General features: G+C 39.7%; 19 protein-coding genes and 1 pseudogene. 15 read left to right on the forward strand and 5 right to left on the reverse strand.

All coding sequences use genetic code 11. The features are described from left to right. The first annotated feature begins 105 nt into the window (after window positions 1-105). The 4 genes from AB4486_RS10960 (at window position 106) to AB4486_RS10975 (ending at window position 3,549) form a co-directional block, all read left to right on the forward strand. Complete coding sequence (locus AB4486_RS10960; RefSeq protein ID WP_372117161.1) at window positions 106-1,161, forward strand: hypothetical protein; 1,056 nt, start codon at window positions 106-108, stop codon at window positions 1,159-1,161. Between the two features lie 139 nt (window positions 1,162-1,300). Further along, window positions 1,301-2,404 (forward strand): hypothetical protein, encoded by a 1,104-nt coding sequence (locus AB4486_RS10965; RefSeq protein ID WP_108082816.1) that lies wholly within the window; start codon window positions 1,301-1,303, stop codon window positions 2,402-2,404. Between the two features lie 6 nt (window positions 2,405-2,410). Then, window positions 2,411-2,938, forward strand: coding sequence for a hypothetical protein (locus tag AB4486_RS10970; protein ID WP_219910245.1), 528 nt, complete (start codon window positions 2,411-2,413; stop codon window positions 2,936-2,938). Window positions 2,939-2,988: 50 nt separating this feature from the next. After that, window positions 2,989-3,549, forward strand: coding sequence for a hypothetical protein (locus tag AB4486_RS10975; RefSeq protein WP_108082815.1), 561 nt, complete (start codon window positions 2,989-2,991; stop codon window positions 3,547-3,549). Between the two features lie 54 nt (window positions 3,550-3,603). Here AB4486_RS10975 and AB4486_RS10980 read toward each other — a convergent pair whose 3' ends face one another. Further along, on the reverse strand, window positions 3,604-3,954 hold the full coding sequence (locus AB4486_RS10980) for a hypothetical protein (protein WP_372117163.1): 351 nt from the start codon (window positions 3,952-3,954) through the stop codon (window positions 3,604-3,606). 158 nt (window positions 3,955-4,112) lie between these two features. Next, a complete protein-coding gene (locus tag AB4486_RS10985) occupies window positions 4,113-4,736 on the reverse strand; it encodes a recombinase family protein (RefSeq protein ID WP_372117165.1) in 624 nt (207 codons plus the stop codon). A 283-nt stretch (window positions 4,737-5,019) separates the two neighbouring features. On the opposite strand from AB4486_RS10985, the gene AB4486_RS10990 reads away from it, so the two are divergent. The 4 genes from AB4486_RS10990 to AB4486_RS11005 are packed head-to-tail and all read left to right on the forward strand — an operon-like array spanning window position 5,020 to window position 7,803. After that, window positions 5,020-5,217 carry a hypothetical protein gene (locus AB4486_RS10990; protein ID WP_215945742.1) on the forward strand — a complete coding sequence of 66 codons (198 nt, stop codon included), beginning with the start codon at window positions 5,020-5,022 and terminating at the stop codon, window positions 5,215-5,217. Beyond that, on the forward strand, window positions 5,210-7,129 hold the full coding sequence (locus AB4486_RS10995; RefSeq protein WP_372117166.1) for a terminase large subunit domain-containing protein: 1,920 nt from the start codon (window positions 5,210-5,212) through the stop codon (window positions 7,127-7,129). Before AB4486_RS10990 ends, AB4486_RS10995 begins: the two co-directional genes overlap by 8 nt. A gap of 3 nt (window positions 7,130-7,132) precedes the next feature. Beyond that, window positions 7,133-7,435, forward strand: coding sequence for a hypothetical protein (locus AB4486_RS11000; protein WP_372117167.1), 303 nt, complete (start codon window positions 7,133-7,135; stop codon window positions 7,433-7,435). Window positions 7,436-7,488: 53 nt separating this feature from the next. After that, window positions 7,489-7,803, forward strand: a complete 315-nt coding sequence (locus AB4486_RS11005) for a hypothetical protein (RefSeq protein ID WP_372117168.1) — start codon at window positions 7,489-7,491, stop codon at window positions 7,801-7,803. A 114-nt stretch (window positions 7,804-7,917) separates the two neighbouring features. On the opposite strand, the gene AB4486_RS11010 is transcribed toward AB4486_RS11005, so the two are convergent. Next, window positions 7,918-8,535: a hypothetical protein gene (locus AB4486_RS11010; protein WP_372117170.1), complete on the reverse strand. Its 618-nt coding sequence runs from the start codon at window positions 8,533-8,535 to the stop codon at window positions 7,918-7,920. Window positions 8,536-8,684: 149 nt separating this feature from the next. Between AB4486_RS11010 and AB4486_RS11015 the strand changes: the two genes are divergently transcribed. Together AB4486_RS11015 and AB4486_RS11020 are read left to right on the forward strand one after the other, a co-directional pair. Next, window positions 8,685-9,104, forward strand: coding sequence for a hypothetical protein (locus AB4486_RS11015; RefSeq protein WP_372117171.1), 420 nt, complete (start codon window positions 8,685-8,687; stop codon window positions 9,102-9,104). Continuing rightward, window positions 9,101-10,381 (forward strand): DUF6575 domain-containing protein, encoded by a 1,281-nt coding sequence (locus AB4486_RS11020; RefSeq protein WP_372117173.1) that lies wholly within the window; start codon window positions 9,101-9,103, stop codon window positions 10,379-10,381. Before AB4486_RS11015 ends, AB4486_RS11020 begins: the two co-directional genes overlap by 4 nt. A gap of 54 nt (window positions 10,382-10,435) precedes the next feature. Here the strand turns inward: AB4486_RS11020 and AB4486_RS11025 are convergent, their stop codons facing one another. Further along, on the reverse strand, window positions 10,436-12,403 hold the full coding sequence (locus AB4486_RS11025) for a recombinase family protein (protein WP_372117175.1): 1,968 nt from the start codon (window positions 12,401-12,403) through the stop codon (window positions 10,436-10,438). Window positions 12,404-12,782: 379 nt separating this feature from the next. On the opposite strand from AB4486_RS11025, the gene vxrA reads away from it, so the two are divergent. From vxrA to AB4486_RS11050, 5 genes are read left to right on the forward strand one after another with little or no spacing between them, the layout of a single operon-like run. Further along, window positions 12,783-14,255 (forward strand): sensor histidine kinase VxrA, encoded by a 1,473-nt coding sequence (gene vxrA / locus AB4486_RS11030; RefSeq protein WP_102428373.1) that lies wholly within the window; start codon window positions 12,783-12,785, stop codon window positions 14,253-14,255. Then, entirely contained in the window at window positions 14,230-14,889 is a 660-nt protein-coding gene (gene vxrB, locus AB4486_RS11035) for a response regulator transcription factor VxrB (RefSeq protein WP_009845363.1), read from the forward strand. The genes vxrA and vxrB overlap by 26 nt, the downstream gene beginning before the upstream one ends. Beyond that, window positions 14,889-15,776 (forward strand): DUF2861 family protein, encoded by an 888-nt coding sequence (locus AB4486_RS11040; RefSeq protein WP_065584952.1) that lies wholly within the window; start codon window positions 14,889-14,891, stop codon window positions 15,774-15,776. The genes vxrB and AB4486_RS11040 overlap by 1 nt, the downstream gene beginning before the upstream one ends. 50 nt (window positions 15,777-15,826) lie before the next feature. After that, a complete protein-coding gene (locus AB4486_RS11045) occupies window positions 15,827-16,981 on the forward strand; it encodes a conjugal transfer protein TraF (protein WP_017069084.1) in 1,155 nt (384 codons plus the stop codon). A 41-nt stretch (window positions 16,982-17,022) separates the two neighbouring features. Then, complete coding sequence (locus AB4486_RS11050) at window positions 17,023-17,175, forward strand: YoaH family protein (protein WP_004731009.1); 153 nt, start codon at window positions 17,023-17,025, stop codon at window positions 17,173-17,175. A gap of 578 nt (window positions 17,176-17,753) precedes the next feature. On the opposite strand, the pseudogene AB4486_RS11055 reads toward AB4486_RS11050, so the two are convergent. Continuing rightward, window positions 17,754-18,194: pseudogene (locus AB4486_RS11055) on the reverse strand (GGDEF domain-containing protein); the annotation flags it as partial. Between the last annotated feature and the right edge of the window lie 41 nt (window positions 18,195-18,235).

Raw genomic sequence — 18,235 nt, forward strand, 5'->3', positions numbered from 1 at the left:
GTTATTACTTGATAAATTGGTGGATTACCATTTCACCAACGTTCAATGTAAAATAGCGCAATCAGATGCACATCGGTGGTGTATTACAGTAGCGTGAGAAACTGAATGACGAATAAAAAGATTGCTTTTTCTAATGAAGAAAACTTCAAATCGTTTATGACCCAATACGAAGCTATTGAGGACTTAGATGAGATACCTGAAAAGATACCTGATGGTATTAAAATTGGGGACTATGCGATCCGAGATGTTATGGTTATTGAGCTTAAGACCCTGAAAGATGACCCCAAAGAGAAAATGGAAAACTATTTCCATGACATAATGAAGCGTCCTGACTTTCCCGCCATTTATGGTGAACTTAATTTTCGCCGTGTTGTGAGCTTGCTACCTGATGGCAATCGGATCATCCGTAAGTTCGAGCAAAAAGCATTTCGTCAGATTGAAAGCATTATGCGCAAAGCTAACAAGCAAGTAATCTCGACTATTGAGCACCTAAAAATGAACCCTAATACAGCAGGGACACTCATTATAATTAACGAACTTGCTGAGTTTTTCGAACCTGATGTGTTAGTGAAGTATCTTGCTGATATGTTGGGTTCAAAGTCAATGAACTCAACAAGCGAACTTAGATTTCCTCACCTCCACAATGTCATCTTGATGCAAGATACCCACAAAGTAACAAATACTAATAATAGTGGTACATTTATACCAGTTTACCATGTTGTAAATGATAATTTAGAAGATACAGAAACAACTCAAATAGCAGAGAAAGCACTTAGTGACATTATTGAGAAATATTCTCATTATAGTAATTGTAACCATGCGGTACATAACAACGGTCAATTTGACGTTGAAAAGATTGAGCAACCACAAGCGAAAGAACCCTTGAGAGGTCAAGAGTGGATTGAAGATCAGTACCGTAAAAATCGGTACATGAAAGACTTTACGGATGAGCAGTTAATCGAGTTCGGTTCAATGGTTATGTCTGTTTGCTACGCTATCGTTTTAAAAGAAAAACCATTAATTGTTGACCATCATCGTAAAATGCAACTTTTCAGGAATCAAATCGAGCTATTAGAAGAAAGTAGACTAAGACCGTTTGACTTAAAGCGACTTGATATTGACCCTCGAAGATACGCACCTAAAGCAAGTCACCTCAATTAACAGTGTCACAAATAAAAGCAATAACGTTTAGCAGAAGATCTTAAGTGATTTATTTGTCATTAGCGTGCAAGCTAACTTATTTTGAAATAACAGTTTTTTATGCTTCAATAAGCAAATCGTAGCATTAGGAGCCTATTGAATGAGTACAGGGGTTGTTTCCTTTTTTAAATACAAAAAACTCGGATTTTATCGTTATAGAGAAGATGATTACTGTGAAGATCTAAGCATGGGCGACATGCTCGAATCTTTGCATGAGTGGTTTCAAGACCGCATCTCACTAGAGGATACTCTTCTATGGGATGATGAAACTCCAGGTTATTCACATAGAAAGAAAGTGTATCTAAAAGCCATAGAACGTGACCCGTTGACTGGGGACTATATGATTGTTCTATGGCGTGCTATTGGTCAAGGTAATGGAGTCTATGGTATCCGTGCTGATTCGAAGCTCGATGATAACCGCTTGTATAACGCTGATGATGCGGCAGAAGATGACGCAAAAGTTATCTGGGGTGAAGCTGCGTACTATTGGTTTGTGCCAGATAAAAAGGTGTTTGCATCTATCCGTTTCCATAATTCAGTTGCAGATACCTTAATGCTGAATAGTTTCTTTCGTGACTTCATGTGGTTGCATAGCAATATTAAGCGTAAGGTGCGAGAGGTTAAGGATGGTAGACAAGGTAACTATACATCTGTTTACTTTAAGTCTGATGATGACAATAACAACGAAAAATTATGGTTCCGTTGCGAAACTAAACAATACACCAAATTGACGACTCAAGCAGACTTAGGAAAGATCGCTAGGGACATTACACACTTCGTTAAGCGTGAGGTTATTGCGGCACGAGATGTTCAAGAAAATGATTGGACTCGCTTCTTCAAAGGTTTACCTTTTGTTTCTGGTGAAGTGACGAAGCAGACTCGAAAAATTGAAGTCAACATTGATGCGAAACCCACTGAAGACGAGTTAAGAAAGATCTTCGATAGTTACAATGATGAATACGATGGTGGCTTGGATGATTGGCGTAACTTGGGGTTCCGTAAAGAGGGTGTCGGTGGGATTTGTTGGTTGAACCAATTCGTAGTTAAAAATGTTCTGGTTGTAAATGACATGGTAGGTGGTGGTGTTGATGATACTGGTCACTATACAACCAAAAGATTGTTCAATGCGTTAGAGCTAAAACGTGATAATCTATTAGCTGCATTTGAGCAAGAAGATGCTCAAGAAGAAGCGGTTAATGGGTGATTAAAAATGAAGTCGCCAATTCAAAAATTTGTTGTTTGGCATCTTATAGTCGCTTTACTCGTCACATCAGTTAGTTATTGTTTTAGAGGTGATATTAAGTTTTCTGAAATACAGAGCCTAATATCTATTCTACAAAATACGTCAGCTATGATTTTTACTATCATGGGTTTATGGATTGCATATGTTTATCCAAATGTGATTCTACGTATCGTTCAACCTAGTAAAGTGGTAGCGGTATTTTCTGACGAAGATGAATTGACGGTCAAGTTACTTGTTGGTGTGATTGTGCTATCTGCTGCGACGATGGGCTTACTTGTATTAGGAACGTCGTTACAAGTTTTCATTGTGAAAACTAGCATGTTTGCAATACATCCTAATGTGTTTAGTTTTGTGGGGCTTTGGTTCTTGCTTGCGCTAACCTATGTACAACTGTTTTGTATCTATATGGTAATTGCAACAAGTGTTAATTTCGTGATGAAGCTAAAAAATGCAAAGCACAGTAAGGCATTATCTAAAAAGCTAGACGGCAAATGAGAATGTAAAGGGTGACTATTCAGTCACCCTTTTTTATTCAGAGAATAGTTATGAACAAACTCGAAATTGCTCCACACATGCTTTACCGTGCTGCTAAATCTTACGTTGAAGCGCAAAACGATTTTGACTATATCCAAGCAATTTTACTTGCCGGATCTGCGATGTACATTTGTGAACCATTGTTAGAAGAACAAGGGAAGGCAACCCAAGCACATGAACGTGCAGAGCGCATTATTAAATTACGTGAGGCTAAATCTGAAATTATTAACAATCGGTTGGTAATTCAGTGGGGAGCTATCTCTATAACTGAAAAAGAAAAAAGTAAAATTAGGAAGCGAACACGTAGAACTGACAGAGCTGTATACAACGCATTGAAACATTCTGGATTCTATATGCGTGGCAAATTGATTAAGAAAGCTAGTGACGACCTAGATATGATGGATGTTTTAGATGAGTATCAGGATTATCGTAACGCAGCAGAAGAGATTATCTTAGATGCGATTGCTGACTATATGAATCTTGATTTTTATGGTGAATTTCAACCATATAATCTACCTGAAGAAGTTCGTAGTGTGCTGAATTGCATTTACATAGAAGATGCATTTAGATAAGTAAAAAATGGTGACCTGTTGTTCACCATTTTCTTTAGTTGTAGTAGGTTGAAACTAATCTCGACTAAAGCGTTCCCATGCAGCTTCATGTTCTTCAGTTTCATCAATACAATTTTGGCAAAGGAGTGCGTCTCTATAAGATTCTTGCTCATAAGCCTCTGCTAGCTCTGCCGCCTCAAGAGTTGTAGAGCAATTGTTATGATACCCACCTGGATCTGTGACGCCGTCACAAGTTTGGGACAAATGAGGTTCTAAAACTCGCTGTTGTGCGGTACTTAGAGATGCATAGGTGTTATCTACAGCTCGTTGAGCTAGGCCCTCAATAAAATCTGGTTGTTTATCATCAAAGTAATTGGTATCAAGTTGATGTTTTAAAATCTGTTCTATCTCAGTCATATATTCCACAGTGGACACATTAAACGTGACACATATAATCAACTAAATTTTATATAGATACAACTTCATAATTAAGGGTGTCTTCATTATTTTTAGTACTTCTTGATTGTGCTCAAAGTTAAACGTAAAGATCCTTTTCGTCAGTGAGCGAAGAACTTTTCTCTATGCTACTTGTTCTCTTTGATGTAGCGGTAAAGCGTAGCAACACCAACTCCGTTTGCTTTTGCTGCCTTTTCTTTAGTAAACCCTTTCTCTACGTCCTTTAGTGCAGCTTTGCATTTAGCAATTGTCTTTTCACTTTGTGGGCGACCTTTGTAGATACCCTCAGCTTTAGCAATTGCTATACCTTCAGCTTGGCGACGTTTACGGTCTTCATAGTCTTTACGTGCAAATGCTGCGAACATATCCAGAAACATGCTGTTAACTGCTTGCATGATGATTTGAGTGATGTCGTCACCCTCTGCAACTGTCAACGCTGCGTGTGAAGTTGGAAGATCAACAGCAACAATGTTTACGCCTTTACCTTTGATAACGTCTTTAAGCGTTTCCCAATCTTCTTTAGTCAAACGTGATAGGCGATCAACTTGTTCGATTAGAATCGTGTCACCTTTCGTACTGTCTTCTAGTAGCTGCATCAATACAGGTCGATCCAGTTTTGCACCACTTTCATTTTCAACATAGAAGTGTTCAGCTTTTAGGTGTTTACCACCCAAAAAGCTAACCATCGTTTCCTTTGCACGTTCTGCATTTTGCTCTTTAGTTGATGCACGAAGATAAACACGAATTGCCATTTCTAAATCCTATCGTTTGGGTCTAATTTGATAAGGCTAATGATAATCCTATCGTATGGGTATGTAAATAACCAAAGTGATAGGGGTCTATCATTTGTTTTCAGGTTCCCGATAGGGCATACCCAATTGATAGTGTGATAAATGAATGCATTAAATCGACGACGTTCAATAAACGTCCGAACCCTTTTCTCCATACGGTAAAACTTCGGAAATGTAAGGAAATTAGCGGAAACTAAAACCCATAAATAACTCAAGAAGTCGACTAAAACTTATTGAGGATTTTATGGCGAAGAAAAGAATTAAAGTCTCAGCGGGAAGTAAAGCACGACCAATGAGACGCACCGTAGATCATGAAGAGGTCTACGAAGATTTGAGACAAGGTTTTCGTCCATGCGACATAGCACGTAAGTACCAGATATCAGATCGAATGGTTCGCTATATCAGAGCGAACCTCAAAGCGTTGGAGTCATCCGATGCCTAAATCAATTAAATCAGTATTCACCCACAAAGTAGACGTGGATTCATTGGGTGTTGATGCTGGCGGCGGTAACAAGTACTTCAACCACAAAGAACTGATGATGTTAAATCCTCAGTTCGAGTTCAAGCCTAGAAAGATGGAGTTTCTTACTGACGACGAACTACCACCAACATTTGAAGAGTTCGAAGAATGGAAAGAGATTAAGAAAGCGATTTTTAACACCGATCCTTTGTCCCTATGGTGTAAAGATGAAGATGGTCAATTCGGTAAACGTCATTCTTTATCAAGGGTATTCCGTGGTGAAGATTCCAGAGCACTTTACACACAACGTCATTTAGAAGAGTACGTCAAGTGTAGGGATGACATTCTACATTTTGCTAAGTATTGCTCTATTACTAACATCGACCACGGTCAGATTGTTGTACCAATTCGAAATTATCAGGTTGATTTACTTAAACATTTAGACTCGAACCGAAATTCGATCATCATGTTAAGTCGTCAATTGGGTAAGTCCACGCTTGCTGCAATCCATCTAGCACACTTCATTTGCTTCAACGACAAACCCGCAGCAATCGTAAGTTTCACAAAAGCATCAGCACTCGAAATCTTTGACCGAACGAAAGAAGCGTTGGAGATGTTACCCGATTGGTTGCAACCGTCACCAACAAAGCTAACGGATGAAGTCATGCACTTTGCTCATGGTGCAAAGATTGTAGCCAGACAGGGAGGTAAGAATGCACTTCGTGGTGATAGTTACGCAAAAGTATTCGTTGACGAGTTCGCCCACTTTGAAGATCTAGAAACCACTTGGAACAAAGCGATTAGACCTGTTGTTAGTTCAGGAAAACGAAGCTCAATCATAGTTTGTTCTACACCCAATGGCGACAATGTTTTCAAACAATTATGGGATAACGCACTTGCAGGCGTGAACAGTTTTAAGACGTTCCAAGGTGATTGGAGAATAAACCAAGACAGACTGTACTCAGACGAATCTGGTTTGCTGGATTTTGGCGAGCACTTTAAAACGAATGAAATTGCGACCATCGGACGTATTGCGTTTGAACAAGAACACGAAACATCTTTCCTAACAAGCAATCAGTGCATAGTTGATAGTTATGTTTTTGATAACGCAATAATTCAAGATAAACCAGAACAAAACGGCGTGACCCTAAAGTCAGGTCAGCTTGTCAAGTTCAAAGAATACTCTTACCCAGTGATTGGTCACCGTTACACCATAGGAATTGATCCTGCGGAGAACGTAGGGATTGACTCAACGGTTATAACTGTCATTGACCAATCTGTTACCCCAGTTGAATTGGTCGCTACATTCTCGGATCCAAGTGTTTACCCAAGCGAAACCGCAGAGATAGCAGGAACCTTAGCCAAGCACTATAACAATGCGTTTGTATTCGTTGAAGTCAACATTCCTGCTGGAGGGGAAGTTATCAAATACCTAGAAACTAACGAGAGTTATCGCAACATCTATGTAAAGCAAGGTGCGAGTTATCAAGGAATTAAGTTAGTCAAAGCAGACCGTAAACATGGCTGCAACTTAATCAAAAATCTATTTGAAGAACAAGAAATGGTTATTAACTCACCTGATTTGTTCAGAGAGTTGATGCGTTTCTGTTTCGATATAAAAAAACAGGTCTATCGAGCAAGTGATGGACATGATGACTACGTGATGAGCGTCATGATGCATTCAATAGGTCTAAACGATCAGTTATTCCATTCTGTGTGGATGGAAGACACGTCACACCTAGAAGTGTATGAACCTGATGATCTAGATATCCCTATTGTCATTAAAAATGGTGGGTGGGGTGAAGATTACTATCACGGTTATCAAGATGGTCACGCACCAAGCATTTACGAAGTTGCGACTCAATTTAACCAGTTAATGAATTTTAGAGGATAAATTATGGGCTTTATAAGCAAGATTAAGAAAAAAGTAGGGTTCCAACAGCAAGGAATGGAATCCATTGATGCAATTGAAATGTTTGTCCATCCAAAACAGCATGAATTTAGACAAAGCTGTGCTCGATTCGATGATTGTGATGGGTATTACACCAAAGGGAAGTGGTGGGAAGATTCGAATGACACGAGCTATGAAGAGTGGAATGAAGAAGCATTCGATCTATACGCTAGAGAATATCACGGCTTAGAAACGGATGAAGACCGTTATAGTTTATACAATCAAGACCGAAGTTGGATGATGCAATAGTGATATTTCCAAAAAGAAATTTTAAGACATACGAACCAAATGAGTTCGTAGATTTGATTAAGCAAGATAAAGATAAGTTAAAAGAAATCGGAGAATTACAACCTATGAAGACATTCAAAACATTTATGAAAGACGAAGCACTAGATAAGCTGATAGCTGAAGCAAGCTTGACTGATATTCAAAATATATTCAATGAAGTTGATTTGGATATCATTGAACCTGATAAGGTAAGTGGTCATGAGAACCTTAAGCGTTTTAGCTTTACTGCAATGACACGAAAAGGGACTAGAGTGAGCCTTGATGTTGGGTTATCTGAGCTTCTAACCATTGGTTTTATAAAGAACTTGATTCGCATTAGTTATTCATAGTTCACAAGCTTTGGAACGCAGAGAGATGGTGAAATACCTCCCTGCTAATACTGCCTTACAAATTTAACTGTATATTAATACAGTATTCGTGAAATGTGCTACACTTTGAAAAGTTTAAGAACTTAGTGGTTTGGCCTCTACCTTTGCAATATCTGTGTTTGTTGAAGTCGTAGACGCTGATCCATCCGTAGGTGTTTCAGTTTTCTCTGAATTTTTCCCAGTATTCATAACATTAGCAGATAATTCTTGGAGTTTTTTTACGAATACATCCCAGTTATAGCCTGCAACGCCACCGATAGCTAAATAGCCAAATGTTGCAGTCACTGATGGTGTATTTAAAGTTGAAGAAGTAGCTTGATTTGTTAGTACAACTAGACCACTTTGTAACAATGCAAAGATTAATAGCCCAACAACAACAGCAAGTAGTGGAGCTAATAAAAATCCCCAAAGATGGTCTCTGTCAAAACTCTTTTCGATAGCAACATAGCGATGAAATGATGTTATGCCTAAAATTGAGCAACCTAACAAAGCCCCAATCATTGTAAAGAACAAACTTTGTACGTGAGGTGGTAATGTTATGTTTGTCCCCCACAGACCTGAGATTACAGAAAAATTGTTAACCCAACCACCAATGAGCAACCAAATTGCAGCTATGGTGTAAATAAAAATATAGATAGGAACAACGAATGCGTACGAAGGTTGTTTGCTAGAGTTGTCAGTAGGTTCGCTCAAAATTTAGACCTTATCGTAGATAAATGTGAGCGATACGCTCATATGTAGAAGTTTGATTTGTAACTGATTATACCAAATATGATATCATTTGCTTAGCGTAATGTTGGATTCCTCTTCACTGTAAGAGGTTAGTAAGTAAAGAATTCTCAATGAACGATAATCAAATTATGTATCAATGGCCCGTAGACTTTCCTAAACGTCTGCAAGAAAATCAAGATGTAGTATCGGCAAGTGGGGAAGTATGTCGTTTAGTTGATTGCGTACCTCCTAAGGACAGTGACTTTAAGCGTCATCGTGATGAGAAGCCAGAATACACATACAATACAGAGAAAAAACGTCTTCAGTCGTATGGTGTTTCATTTTGGTCTACTGTTGAAGCTGCTAAGTATGTTAAGGCTAAGTACCCAGCTAAAGAACAGTTTGGTCTTAAAAAAATTGTATCAGGTGTTCTCATTCCTGAATTCGGTGTAATACCTAAAGTTCAAGCACGAGATGGTCACGTTACACTGTGGAAACAAGTAGGAGCAGAGCCTCATAAGCACTTTATTAATGAGGTGGAAGAATCATGAAAGTTTTACCGACTGATACAGAGCTAGGACGTTTGCGGTTTTTCGAAATCTATGATGATTTTTTCGGACCAAAATGTTTTTCGGTTAAAGATGAATTAGAACACCTCTATCTAGTTTATTGGAGCGGTGATTATGATGAAGGAGCTTGTACAAAGTGGCTTTATTTACCTATTTCACACTCGGGACTAGATGAATTACTTCGTCATGAAAAATCGGTTCATAGTGTCTTTTTAAACTCAAAGCGTTTAAAAGTGATGACGGTTTATGCAGAGCAGAAGACAAATTTTGATTCTATAGATGAGAGAAATTCTAATTCAGTTAACTTTCCACCTGAGTGCTTCACGTTTGACTCTGAGGAAATACAATCTATCGCTCCTGAATCAAGATGGGATTTCAACTTAAGGATTGCTAAAAACAACGGTAAAACAAATACTCCTACAGACTCTGTCATTTCAAAGATATTGGATGCATTTGGAGATATTGTAAAAGATTTGATGAAAGACGGTTCCAGAAGAGAGCCTGCATTATTTCCATTAACAGCAAGTTATGGCTCTTTTGATGTGAAACTTGGTGCTAGTGATAAAGAACGTGCCAATGTTGCAATATCACTACTGGGGTCGCTTCTGTCAGATGTTAATACAATAGAAGAACAGTTAGAGAAGATTGAGTTAGATCCTTATCGACTGAAGAACTTATTGGATATAGTCGAGCTTCATAGTTTAGAGTTGACTATGAAACCTAAAACATCTGAATTCTTAGAGGAGCCACTGGTACTTTCTTCAAGTAAGTTACTGCCTGTAATTAAAAAATTACAAGAAATGACACTCATAATTATTGATTCGAATAAGGTTCCTCAAGCTAACAAGTTAGAGCGTATTATTGAAGTTGTACATTTACTATCAGATAGAAGCCAACTGACTCACGAACAGTTGGAAGGCTTGACTACAAGGAGACAAGTCTCGTATTACACACATGCTGCACAGTGTTTAGGATTACTTAATAAAAACTTGACACTAACTTCTGCTGGTGAGTTTTTATTACAAAGAGAGTGCGAAGAATCAAAGTATGAATATCTTGCACTTAGATTTGAATCTAGTGATTTTGGTTGGGCTTGGATGAAATGGGCTCAAGTGAAAAACCTATGTGATTTAGATGAAAATACAGCAGAAGCTTTTATCCGTGAATGTGTTAAAGGGCTTCATAGAGGTACAATTAAGAGAAGAGCAAGGGGCCTAGTTACTTGGGTTAAAATACTAAAGCAATATCACCGAACCTGATCTTGTTCCTAGCTCCAGTTGCATGTGAAAAAGGCTGTCTAATGACAGCCTTTTTTATTTGATTTTTATTCTAGATACTCCAAGCATTATAGACGCTGAAGCTAAATTTAGATCCTTGTTCCTGTGCACTAGTACAGTATGCCTTTTTGTGTAGTATTTTGTGGTTAGTTCAACTTCAACTTTAGTCCAACCGTATAGTGATACATCGACATCTTTGTAGGCTTGCCATTGGGTGGTGGTAGCACCAGCATTCATCATGGCAGATCGTTTCCATTCGTATACATCATCAGTCAGTAAATCAAAAAATGTTTCTTGTTTACAATCAGGTTTAATATAGACGTTTCCAAGAGGTATTGGGTTGACCACATCTTCAAGATACGCAGTATGTGACGCTATTAGAGTTTTAGTTGATGTGACACTGAGAAGTTCAGGGTAAACCTTCTTCAGTTCTCTATAGTCGCTGTCAGGAATTATTTGTATTCGAGCGTAATGACGCTGGTGGACTTTTTTATTATCCCGTCTACGAAGCAACATGTAATAGCTTGTTGAACTATCTTTAAACTGGATACGAATCATGTATCTAGAATCTACGGTAATTCGATCCACTAGAGTAGAAACTATGTGTCGTATTTCTGACTTCAGCTCATTGTCACCTTGAATATAACGCTCTAAACAATCTATATGCTGGTGGTATAAATCTAGTGCGTACTGGTATTGACTTAAGTCAATGTTATGTATTGCATTAGTTTTAGCATTTTCTAGTTTCAGTTGTTCGATCTTTGACTCTAGTTCCGCTATAGATTGCTTTTTAGCAGCTAACAGGCTTTTCATCGTATCGTCGAAGAGGTCTAGATTATCAAATAAAAACGTTTGTTGTTTTTGGTATTCCATGACCTTTGTTTCTAGTTCTAATTCAATCCCTTGTAACGTTTTGTCATGTCCGTTATCCATCAATTGACTAGATAGCAACTTTTCACCAATTGCGGTCATTACAATTCGATCTAGGTATTCCTGTTTGATGTACGGGTAGCATTTAACTAGACGGTTAGCACATCGGTAGTACTCAGTTTTTTGAGTAACATTCCGAGCGATGGACAGAACTGAACCACAACAGCCGCAATACAGTTTTTGAATCCCTGATAGGATAGAAACCTGTTTACGCTGGTTGTTTGATACTTTTGTTTGTGCATCCTTTATAGCTCTTATCTGGTAATACTCAGATTCACTGCAAAGAGCAGGGTAGTAATCTGTCAATACATGATCTTCACGTTGATGTGTTATCTCTAGAACACCATACACAGCACGGGTGTTAAACATCTTTGCACATGCGGAATAGGACAATTCTAGACCTACAGAGTGTGCATATCGCATGACCGTAGATACACCGTACCCGTCAAGCGCAAGAGTGATCATGTGTTTAGCGTGATCCCAGTTTATTGGATGCTGTCTAACGGTTTTGGTTGGTTTATCTATAGTGATCCAGAATGGATGGCGACCGATACCAACATCAAAGCTATTACCATCGAGTTTTTGATCGTCTTTAGCTTGTTGGATACGGTGTGATGCATAGCGGTTGGTTAAGTGACTTTTCTTTGCGGATTCTTCATTAGCGGTCTTTAGTGCCAAGGTAGCAAGGATTGAAGACATAGGATCATCCATCTTGTAAAGATGGTTGTCTATTGTGGTGTGTATCATTACACCAGCGGAGATAATGCGGTTGTATAGCACTTCACTTGCCGTTAGGTTCTGTCTAGATAGACGGTCTAACGCTCGCATAACGATGATGTCACCGCTAGAGATAAGACCATTCTCGATGCCAGTTAGTAAACGAGATAGCTCACCCACAGCTGCGTTTTTACCCTTGTATGATGATACACCAGCATCCTGATAGAATAGGTGAGAGAGCGTCGTGCTGTACTGTAGCGCAAGTTGTTCGAGTAATACGTTATCGTTTTGAAGAGATAAACTTAGACCGTCTATCTGCTTTCCACTAGATACACGAGCATAGGGTATAAGAGCCATATAAACCCACTGTTTTTAAAAAGTGCGTGAGTATACATTGTTTTTGGTGACGCTAAAAAGAGTTGTCTAAGTATCTTAGAACATCTATAAAGATCACCTCTAAACAATCTGTAACAACTCGATAAGGAGCTCATTTGAGCTCCTTTTTTTATCTTACGAAAGCGACTCTATGTGTGATCTCAGTTGATACGAAGTTGACGAAGCCTGATGCAAAACTTGTCGCAATTGAGGTTTGGCTTGCCAATCAGCCTACTAGTACGTATGTACAATGTGGCCGTAATATATTGGCCTTTATCTCTGTAGCTCGCCATTCTCAATGTTTTTCATGCGGTTAAAAATTTATCTTTGATAGCGAATGGTATATATTTGGTTGATCTATATGAATTTGCGTTGGTTTGTGATCATCAAAAGAACATTTACTCTTCTTATCGCTACGTTGTCTGTGTCTGCAAACGCATTTGCTGACTCTTTACCTGAGCGTATCGATAATTTCACCAAACTCTTTGATCATGAAACGGCAATCGAATCTTACGATATTCGAGTGCTACAGGCTGATTATCCAACACGTTTGATCATGCCGTCTTCTATGCTGCCACAAACAGCAGAGTACCCGTTAAAAGACATTCAGCGCTTGTACCAGTTATCAAAAACCTGTAGTGGTAAACTGCCGTTAAGCCCTTTGATTACTGAGCCTTTAGTTTTTACTCGTGCAATGTGTAAAGGCACCAAGCTTTCTGACCGTTGGTTTAGCCGTAGTGGTTTGATTCACCCTGGCGGCGGTTCTTATGCGGCACGATACGTTGAGAAGTACCCAGAAAAATTCGACTCTCTGAAGCGCTTTATGCATATTCAAGAGCGACCAAACACCGAACACGATGAACTACTGTCTCGCTTGCAACAAATGGATAGCGAAGCAATCACCGCGCTGTTAGCGGGTGCGAGTATGTTTGTTGAGCTTGATGAGATGTGGGTAAAACGCGGCTACAGATATTACCTGTATAAAAAATCAGTCTGGAACGAAAATGCCACGCTTGCTGGGTTATCGTTTAGCTTGTCTTCAGAAGGTAAAAGCTGTTTTGTCCAGCGTGGTAATGTGTGTTGGGAAATAGAAGATCATTCAGAGCTTCTGCAAGTCGCCATGTTTATCTTGGTTATTGCCAACATCATGCTTGTCTTAGGTTGGGCGATTTACCGCTGGAACAGCAAGAAACAAGAGATGAAGAGTCGCATGCTGGTTCTTCAAATCCTAACGCACGAATTAAGAACGCCGATTGCGAGTTTGTCATTGACGGTGGAAGGGTTCAGGCGTGAGTTCGAACACTTACCAGAATCGGTATATGATGAGTTCCGTAGGCTGTGTGAAGATACACGCCGTTTAAGACAGTTGGCGGAAGCAAGTAAAGATTACCTGCAATCAGATAATCAACCGCTCGCAACAGAGTGGGTGCCAAGTGTTGAAGAGTGGCTCCAATACAAAGTTGAAGAAGACTTTGCGCCGGGGATTGAACTCCGTGTAAACAAAGATATAGCTGCAAAAGTGAACGTATATTGGTTGGGAACGTGCATCGATAACCTAATCAGAAATGCCGTGAAATACGGTGTGGCTCCAGTAATTCTAGAACTGAATACTTCTGACAAGAAGCTGACATTCAAAGTTATAGATAATGGAGACTTGTCTCGCAAAGATTGGGGGCAACTAAGAAAGCCATTCGTAAGTAAGAGTGGACTCGGTTTAGGTCTGACGATAGTGGAATCTATGGTCGGAAAAATGGGCGGTCACATGACGCTTATCGGCCCCCCAACAACATTTATTTTGGAGATACCTTGTGAAACAGACATTGCTTCTCGTTGAAGATGATAAAAATTTAGCTGACGGTTTATTAGTTAGCCTTGAGCAAGCTGGATATGAATGTTTGCATGCAGAACTGATCTCTGAAGTTGAAGGCTACTGGGAACAAGCGGACCTAGTGATTCTAGACCGTCAACTTCCTGATGGTGACTCAGTAGATTCACTTCCAGGTTGGAAGAAAAAGAAAGACATCCCAGTTATTTTGCTAACGGCTCTCGTCACAGTAAAAGACAAAGTTGCGGGCCTAGACTCAGGTGCAAACGACTATCTAACTAAGCCTTTCGCTGAAGCTGAATTGTTTGCTCGAATTCGCGCGCAGTTACGCCTGCCTGATGCTGAAGATCAAGATGCATCAAAAGTGATGGCTCAAAATCTAGTTATCGATAAAGCGACACGTGAAGTGTTTTTCAATGAACTGGAAGTCACCCTAACGCGTACTGAGTTTGACCTACTGCTATTTTTGGCAAGCAACCTTGGCCGTGTATTCACTCGTGATGAGCTGCTTGACCATGTATGGGGTTACAACCATTTCCCAACAACACGTACGGTAGACACGCACGTTCTGCAACTAAGACAGAAACTGCCGGGTCTAGAAATCGAAACGCTGCGTGGCGTTGGTTACAAGATGAAAGCGTAATGAAAAAAGCCTTACTTCCACTATTAATGTTGTCTTGCGTGGTGAATACCGCGCAAGCTGCGGATTGGTTTAAGAGTAGTGATACTCTAACTCAAGTTCATAAACACCTGTTGGATAATGACTTACCTCAGATGTTTGATTCACTAGTGGAAGTTTGGCAAATCAACTCTTCTCAATCACGAGAAGATCACCTCAATGAGCTGTTCGATCAAGCATTGAACAAAGATTGTGGTAAAACCCTCACCAGAAAAACACTCCCAGATTGGATCAGTTCAGTCGTCGTTAAAAGACACATCATTCAAAGCCCTGGCCGAGATACTTTTCGCGTATCGATTGATGTTGAATCCGAAAACAACATTCAAGATATTACCTTCGAGAAATGGGTCGATAAGATTGTTTCATCGGACAGTGAGCTAACCAAAGACAGTGAAGTGGTAAACAACGCATCGGTGAGCCTATACCGCAAGCGTTACAATTTAGCATCTCAACTTGAGTCAGGCCTGTATCGTTTAAGTGTGAAAGGCGATGGCGGTAATTCATGGAGTACTTGGATTATTCTTGGTGACGTTGCTTTTCGTCAGCAAGTTCGTTGGGCATCAAAAGACACGTGGCGCATCGATAAAAAAGAACTGCTGAACCCTTATTGTCCGCTTCCTAAGCTCGAAATTGGTTTGTACGATTACATCGATGAACACTATGAGCAGGTGTGGGGCAAGAGCTATGAATCTGATTATCCAATGAACCTAACTGGCGAAGAACTTCCCAATGATCGCTACGTTTTGGCGGTTTCAATGGTGCATTCACGCTGGCAAGGTGACATAGCGATAGAACAAGCACAAACTATCAGTAAAACTTATGATATTTCTAGCGAAGAAGAGTTAAAGTAATTTAGAATTGAGCCGTTAACTATGTAAGGGATCTAACAAAGATAAACGGCATGAAAAAAACCACAAAACTACTCGCAGCATCAATTGCATTCGCCAGTCTTCCTCTTTCAGCAGCAAACTACGCCATTGAAGCGCGTGGTGATGCGATGGGTGGTGTTGGTGTTGTTTCAGCAAACTTCCTAACTGCTCCATTCTATAACCCAGCACTTGTTGCGATTTATCGTCGTAATGATGACATGGGAATGATCACGCCAAGTTTTGGCGGTAATTATAATGACCCTAATAACTTAGTTGATGATATCGATAATTTAGTTGACAGCATTGAGTCAGGTACTGTGACTGGTTCTGATCTAGATGCTCTTAATGGTGATAGCCTGAATGTTGATTTAGGTGGTGTTGTAGCATTCGCTCTACCAAATCAGTATATTGCAGCAAACGTATTTGCAAAAGCATACACTGAATCATTTGTAACCCCTGATACATCTAGTGACGCTGCTAATAGTGACTTGGTTAATGCTGAGTTAACTGCTGTTAAAGCTGTTTCTATTGGCATTATGGAAGCTGGTATATCATTAGCAAAATATCAAACGTTCATGGGACAACATTTGTCGTTTGGTATTTCTCCAAAACTCCAAAGAATCTATACGTATAACTACATTGCCTCGGCACAAAACTACGATCTAAGTGATGTTCGAGAAAACGACACCGCGGAAACTACATTTAATATTGATGCAGGTGCGCTTTGGTTTTACGGCCCATTTAGAGTGGGTTTTTCTGCAACGAATATTATAGACCGTGAGATTGAAACTAAATCCGTTAGCCAACAGCTAACAAGCAGCACAGGGGCTACAAGAACAGTAACATCGAGTCATTCTTATAACCTGGGGCCTGTCTACACTGTTGGTGCGGGGATCGTTTCTGATTACTTTACGTTGAGTGTTGATTATGATTTGAATGAAGCAGAGAAGTTTACTTCGTTCGAAGACAACGAACAGATGATTCGTGTTGGTACTGAAGTCGACCTGTTACGTCAGCTTAAGCTAAGGGGAGGGTATTACAAGAACCTAGCTTACTCTGATTCAGAAGGAACAGTGACAGCTGGTGTTGGTATCTCGCCATTGAACTTGTTTCAGCTAGATCTAAGTGCTAACTACACGAATGAAAATGCAATGGGTGCATCCATCAATTTCCTTGCTAGTTACTAACAGTCCTTATATAGTTCTGCTCCTAAATAAAGGAGCAGAGCATGCTAAACGACTTACCAACCCTTTCTCACGAAGAACAACAGAAAGCTGTTGAACGAATTCAAGAAATGATGACTCAGGGCATCAGCACCGCACAAGCGATTAAAATCGTTGCTGAGCAAATTCGTGAAGAAATGAGTAATAAAGAAGAGTAGGGCATCAGCCCTTCTTTTTTAACTCTTAGTGCACTATAACTAAATATATTACCCTCTAGTATATTATCTCGTACATACCAACTCTTTAGCTACCCTGAATTCCCGACCTATCCAAAACCATTAAATTCCTTTTATTCAGTAAGTTATGTCGGAGTGATCCACTTTTCAGGCATTTATTGGCTTTGGGTTGTAATTAAATTACAGTAAGTTCTGAAAGTGGAACAATCGCCACTTTAGGTGTCAGTATTTGTGTCACCGCATCTAAGCGGCTAAATATATGGTGTTTTTACGGCTAGTGACGTTGTGACTTGTATTTTGAACGGATGAGAATCCATGAATGTTCAGAAGCAGACAAATGATGATTTCATCGAAGAACAGAGTGAGACAATCCACAGCGGTAATGTTCAAAACCGATATCGCGAATGGCTTACCACCGCTTAGAGCAAGCTTCGTTGCCACATATGTGCTTTACAGAATAAGTATTTAAAAAGCTTACGAGGCGTAAGGTGTTGTGTAGAAGTCGATTAAGGAATGCGGCGCGTATCAATTTGAGAATGCTAAATTGATGTGTTTTCTATTAAGCGATAGAACTTGTTAGAAATAGGGTCGCTTTGAGCGCTGTAGTTGTCGTCGTGGTTACGTATGTAGAATCGAAACCTTGGCTCCTCTTGACCTTCATATTCTATATTGATGGTTACCGAATCGAACGTTGAGAGATCGAGCCCTTTATTTTGGGTCGATATAACGAACTCAATTTCACAGAAGGGTAAGCTATAGGTTTGTTCAAAGTCACACTGTAACTCAATTCCATCTTCTGACTTATGTAATGAGCCTACGGTGCCACCATCGTGGTCTCTGTCCGTATTTACGCGCGTAGGCTATCTGTCAGGTGTGATGATGTAGTTCTTATCCATGAGCGTATTAAAAGAGATCAACGACACTAGCGTGATTGCTAGGCAAAAATACGCGCCCAGCGACAGATATATGCCTAAATAGCGTTGTTTTTGTTCGGTATTTATACGAAAGGTAACGTTTTTAAGGGGATAATAATTTAACTGTG

The organism is Vibrio sp. 10N.222.55.C6 (genome assembly GCF_041473395.1).
Taxonomy (GTDB): Bacteria; Pseudomonadota; Gammaproteobacteria; order Enterobacterales; family Vibrionaceae; genus Vibrio; species Vibrio crassostreae_C.

What these genes read in the sequence shown, in the direction of transcription:
- AB4486_RS10995 (WP_372117166.1), top strand. Translation starts at nt 5,210, where the DNA reads ATGCCTAAATCAATTAAATCAGTATTCACCCACAAAGTAGACGTGGAT.
- vxrA (WP_102428373.1), top strand. Translation starts at nt 12,783, where the DNA reads ATGAATTTGCGTTGGTTTGTGATCATCAAAAGAACATTTACTCTTCTT.
- AB4486_RS10990 (WP_215945742.1), top strand. Translation starts at nt 5,020, where the DNA reads ATGGCGAAGAAAAGAATTAAAGTCTCAGCGGGAAGTAAAGCACGACCA.
- AB4486_RS11000 (WP_372117167.1), top strand. Translation starts at nt 7,133, where the DNA reads ATGGGCTTTATAAGCAAGATTAAGAAAAAAGTAGGGTTCCAACAGCAA.
- AB4486_RS11020 (WP_372117173.1), top strand. Translation starts at nt 9,101, where the DNA reads ATGAAAGTTTTACCGACTGATACAGAGCTAGGACGTTTGCGGTTTTTC.
- AB4486_RS11050 (WP_004731009.1), top strand. Translation starts at nt 17,023, where the DNA reads ATGCTAAACGACTTACCAACCCTTTCTCACGAAGAACAACAGAAAGCT.
- AB4486_RS11040 (WP_065584952.1), top strand. Translation starts at nt 14,889, where the DNA reads ATGAAAAAAGCCTTACTTCCACTATTAATGTTGTCTTGCGTGGTGAAT.
- AB4486_RS10965 (WP_108082816.1), top strand. Translation starts at nt 1,301, where the DNA reads ATGAGTACAGGGGTTGTTTCCTTTTTTAAATACAAAAAACTCGGATTT.
- AB4486_RS10975 (WP_108082815.1), top strand. Translation starts at nt 2,989, where the DNA reads ATGAACAAACTCGAAATTGCTCCACACATGCTTTACCGTGCTGCTAAA.
- AB4486_RS10985 (WP_372117165.1), bottom strand. Translation starts at nt 4,736, where the DNA reads ATGGCAATTCGTGTTTATCTTCGTGCATCAACTAAAGAGCAAAATGCA.
- AB4486_RS11045 (WP_017069084.1), top strand. Translation starts at nt 15,827, where the DNA reads ATGAAAAAAACCACAAAACTACTCGCAGCATCAATTGCATTCGCCAGT.
- AB4486_RS11025 (WP_372117175.1), bottom strand. Translation starts at nt 12,403, where the DNA reads ATGGCTCTTATACCCTATGCTCGTGTATCTAGTGGAAAGCAGATAGAC.
- AB4486_RS10960 (WP_372117161.1), top strand. Translation starts at nt 106, where the DNA reads ATGACGAATAAAAAGATTGCTTTTTCTAATGAAGAAAACTTCAAATCG.
- AB4486_RS11015 (WP_372117171.1), top strand. Translation starts at nt 8,685, where the DNA reads ATGAACGATAATCAAATTATGTATCAATGGCCCGTAGACTTTCCTAAA.
- AB4486_RS10970 (WP_219910245.1), top strand. Translation starts at nt 2,411, where the DNA reads ATGAAGTCGCCAATTCAAAAATTTGTTGTTTGGCATCTTATAGTCGCT.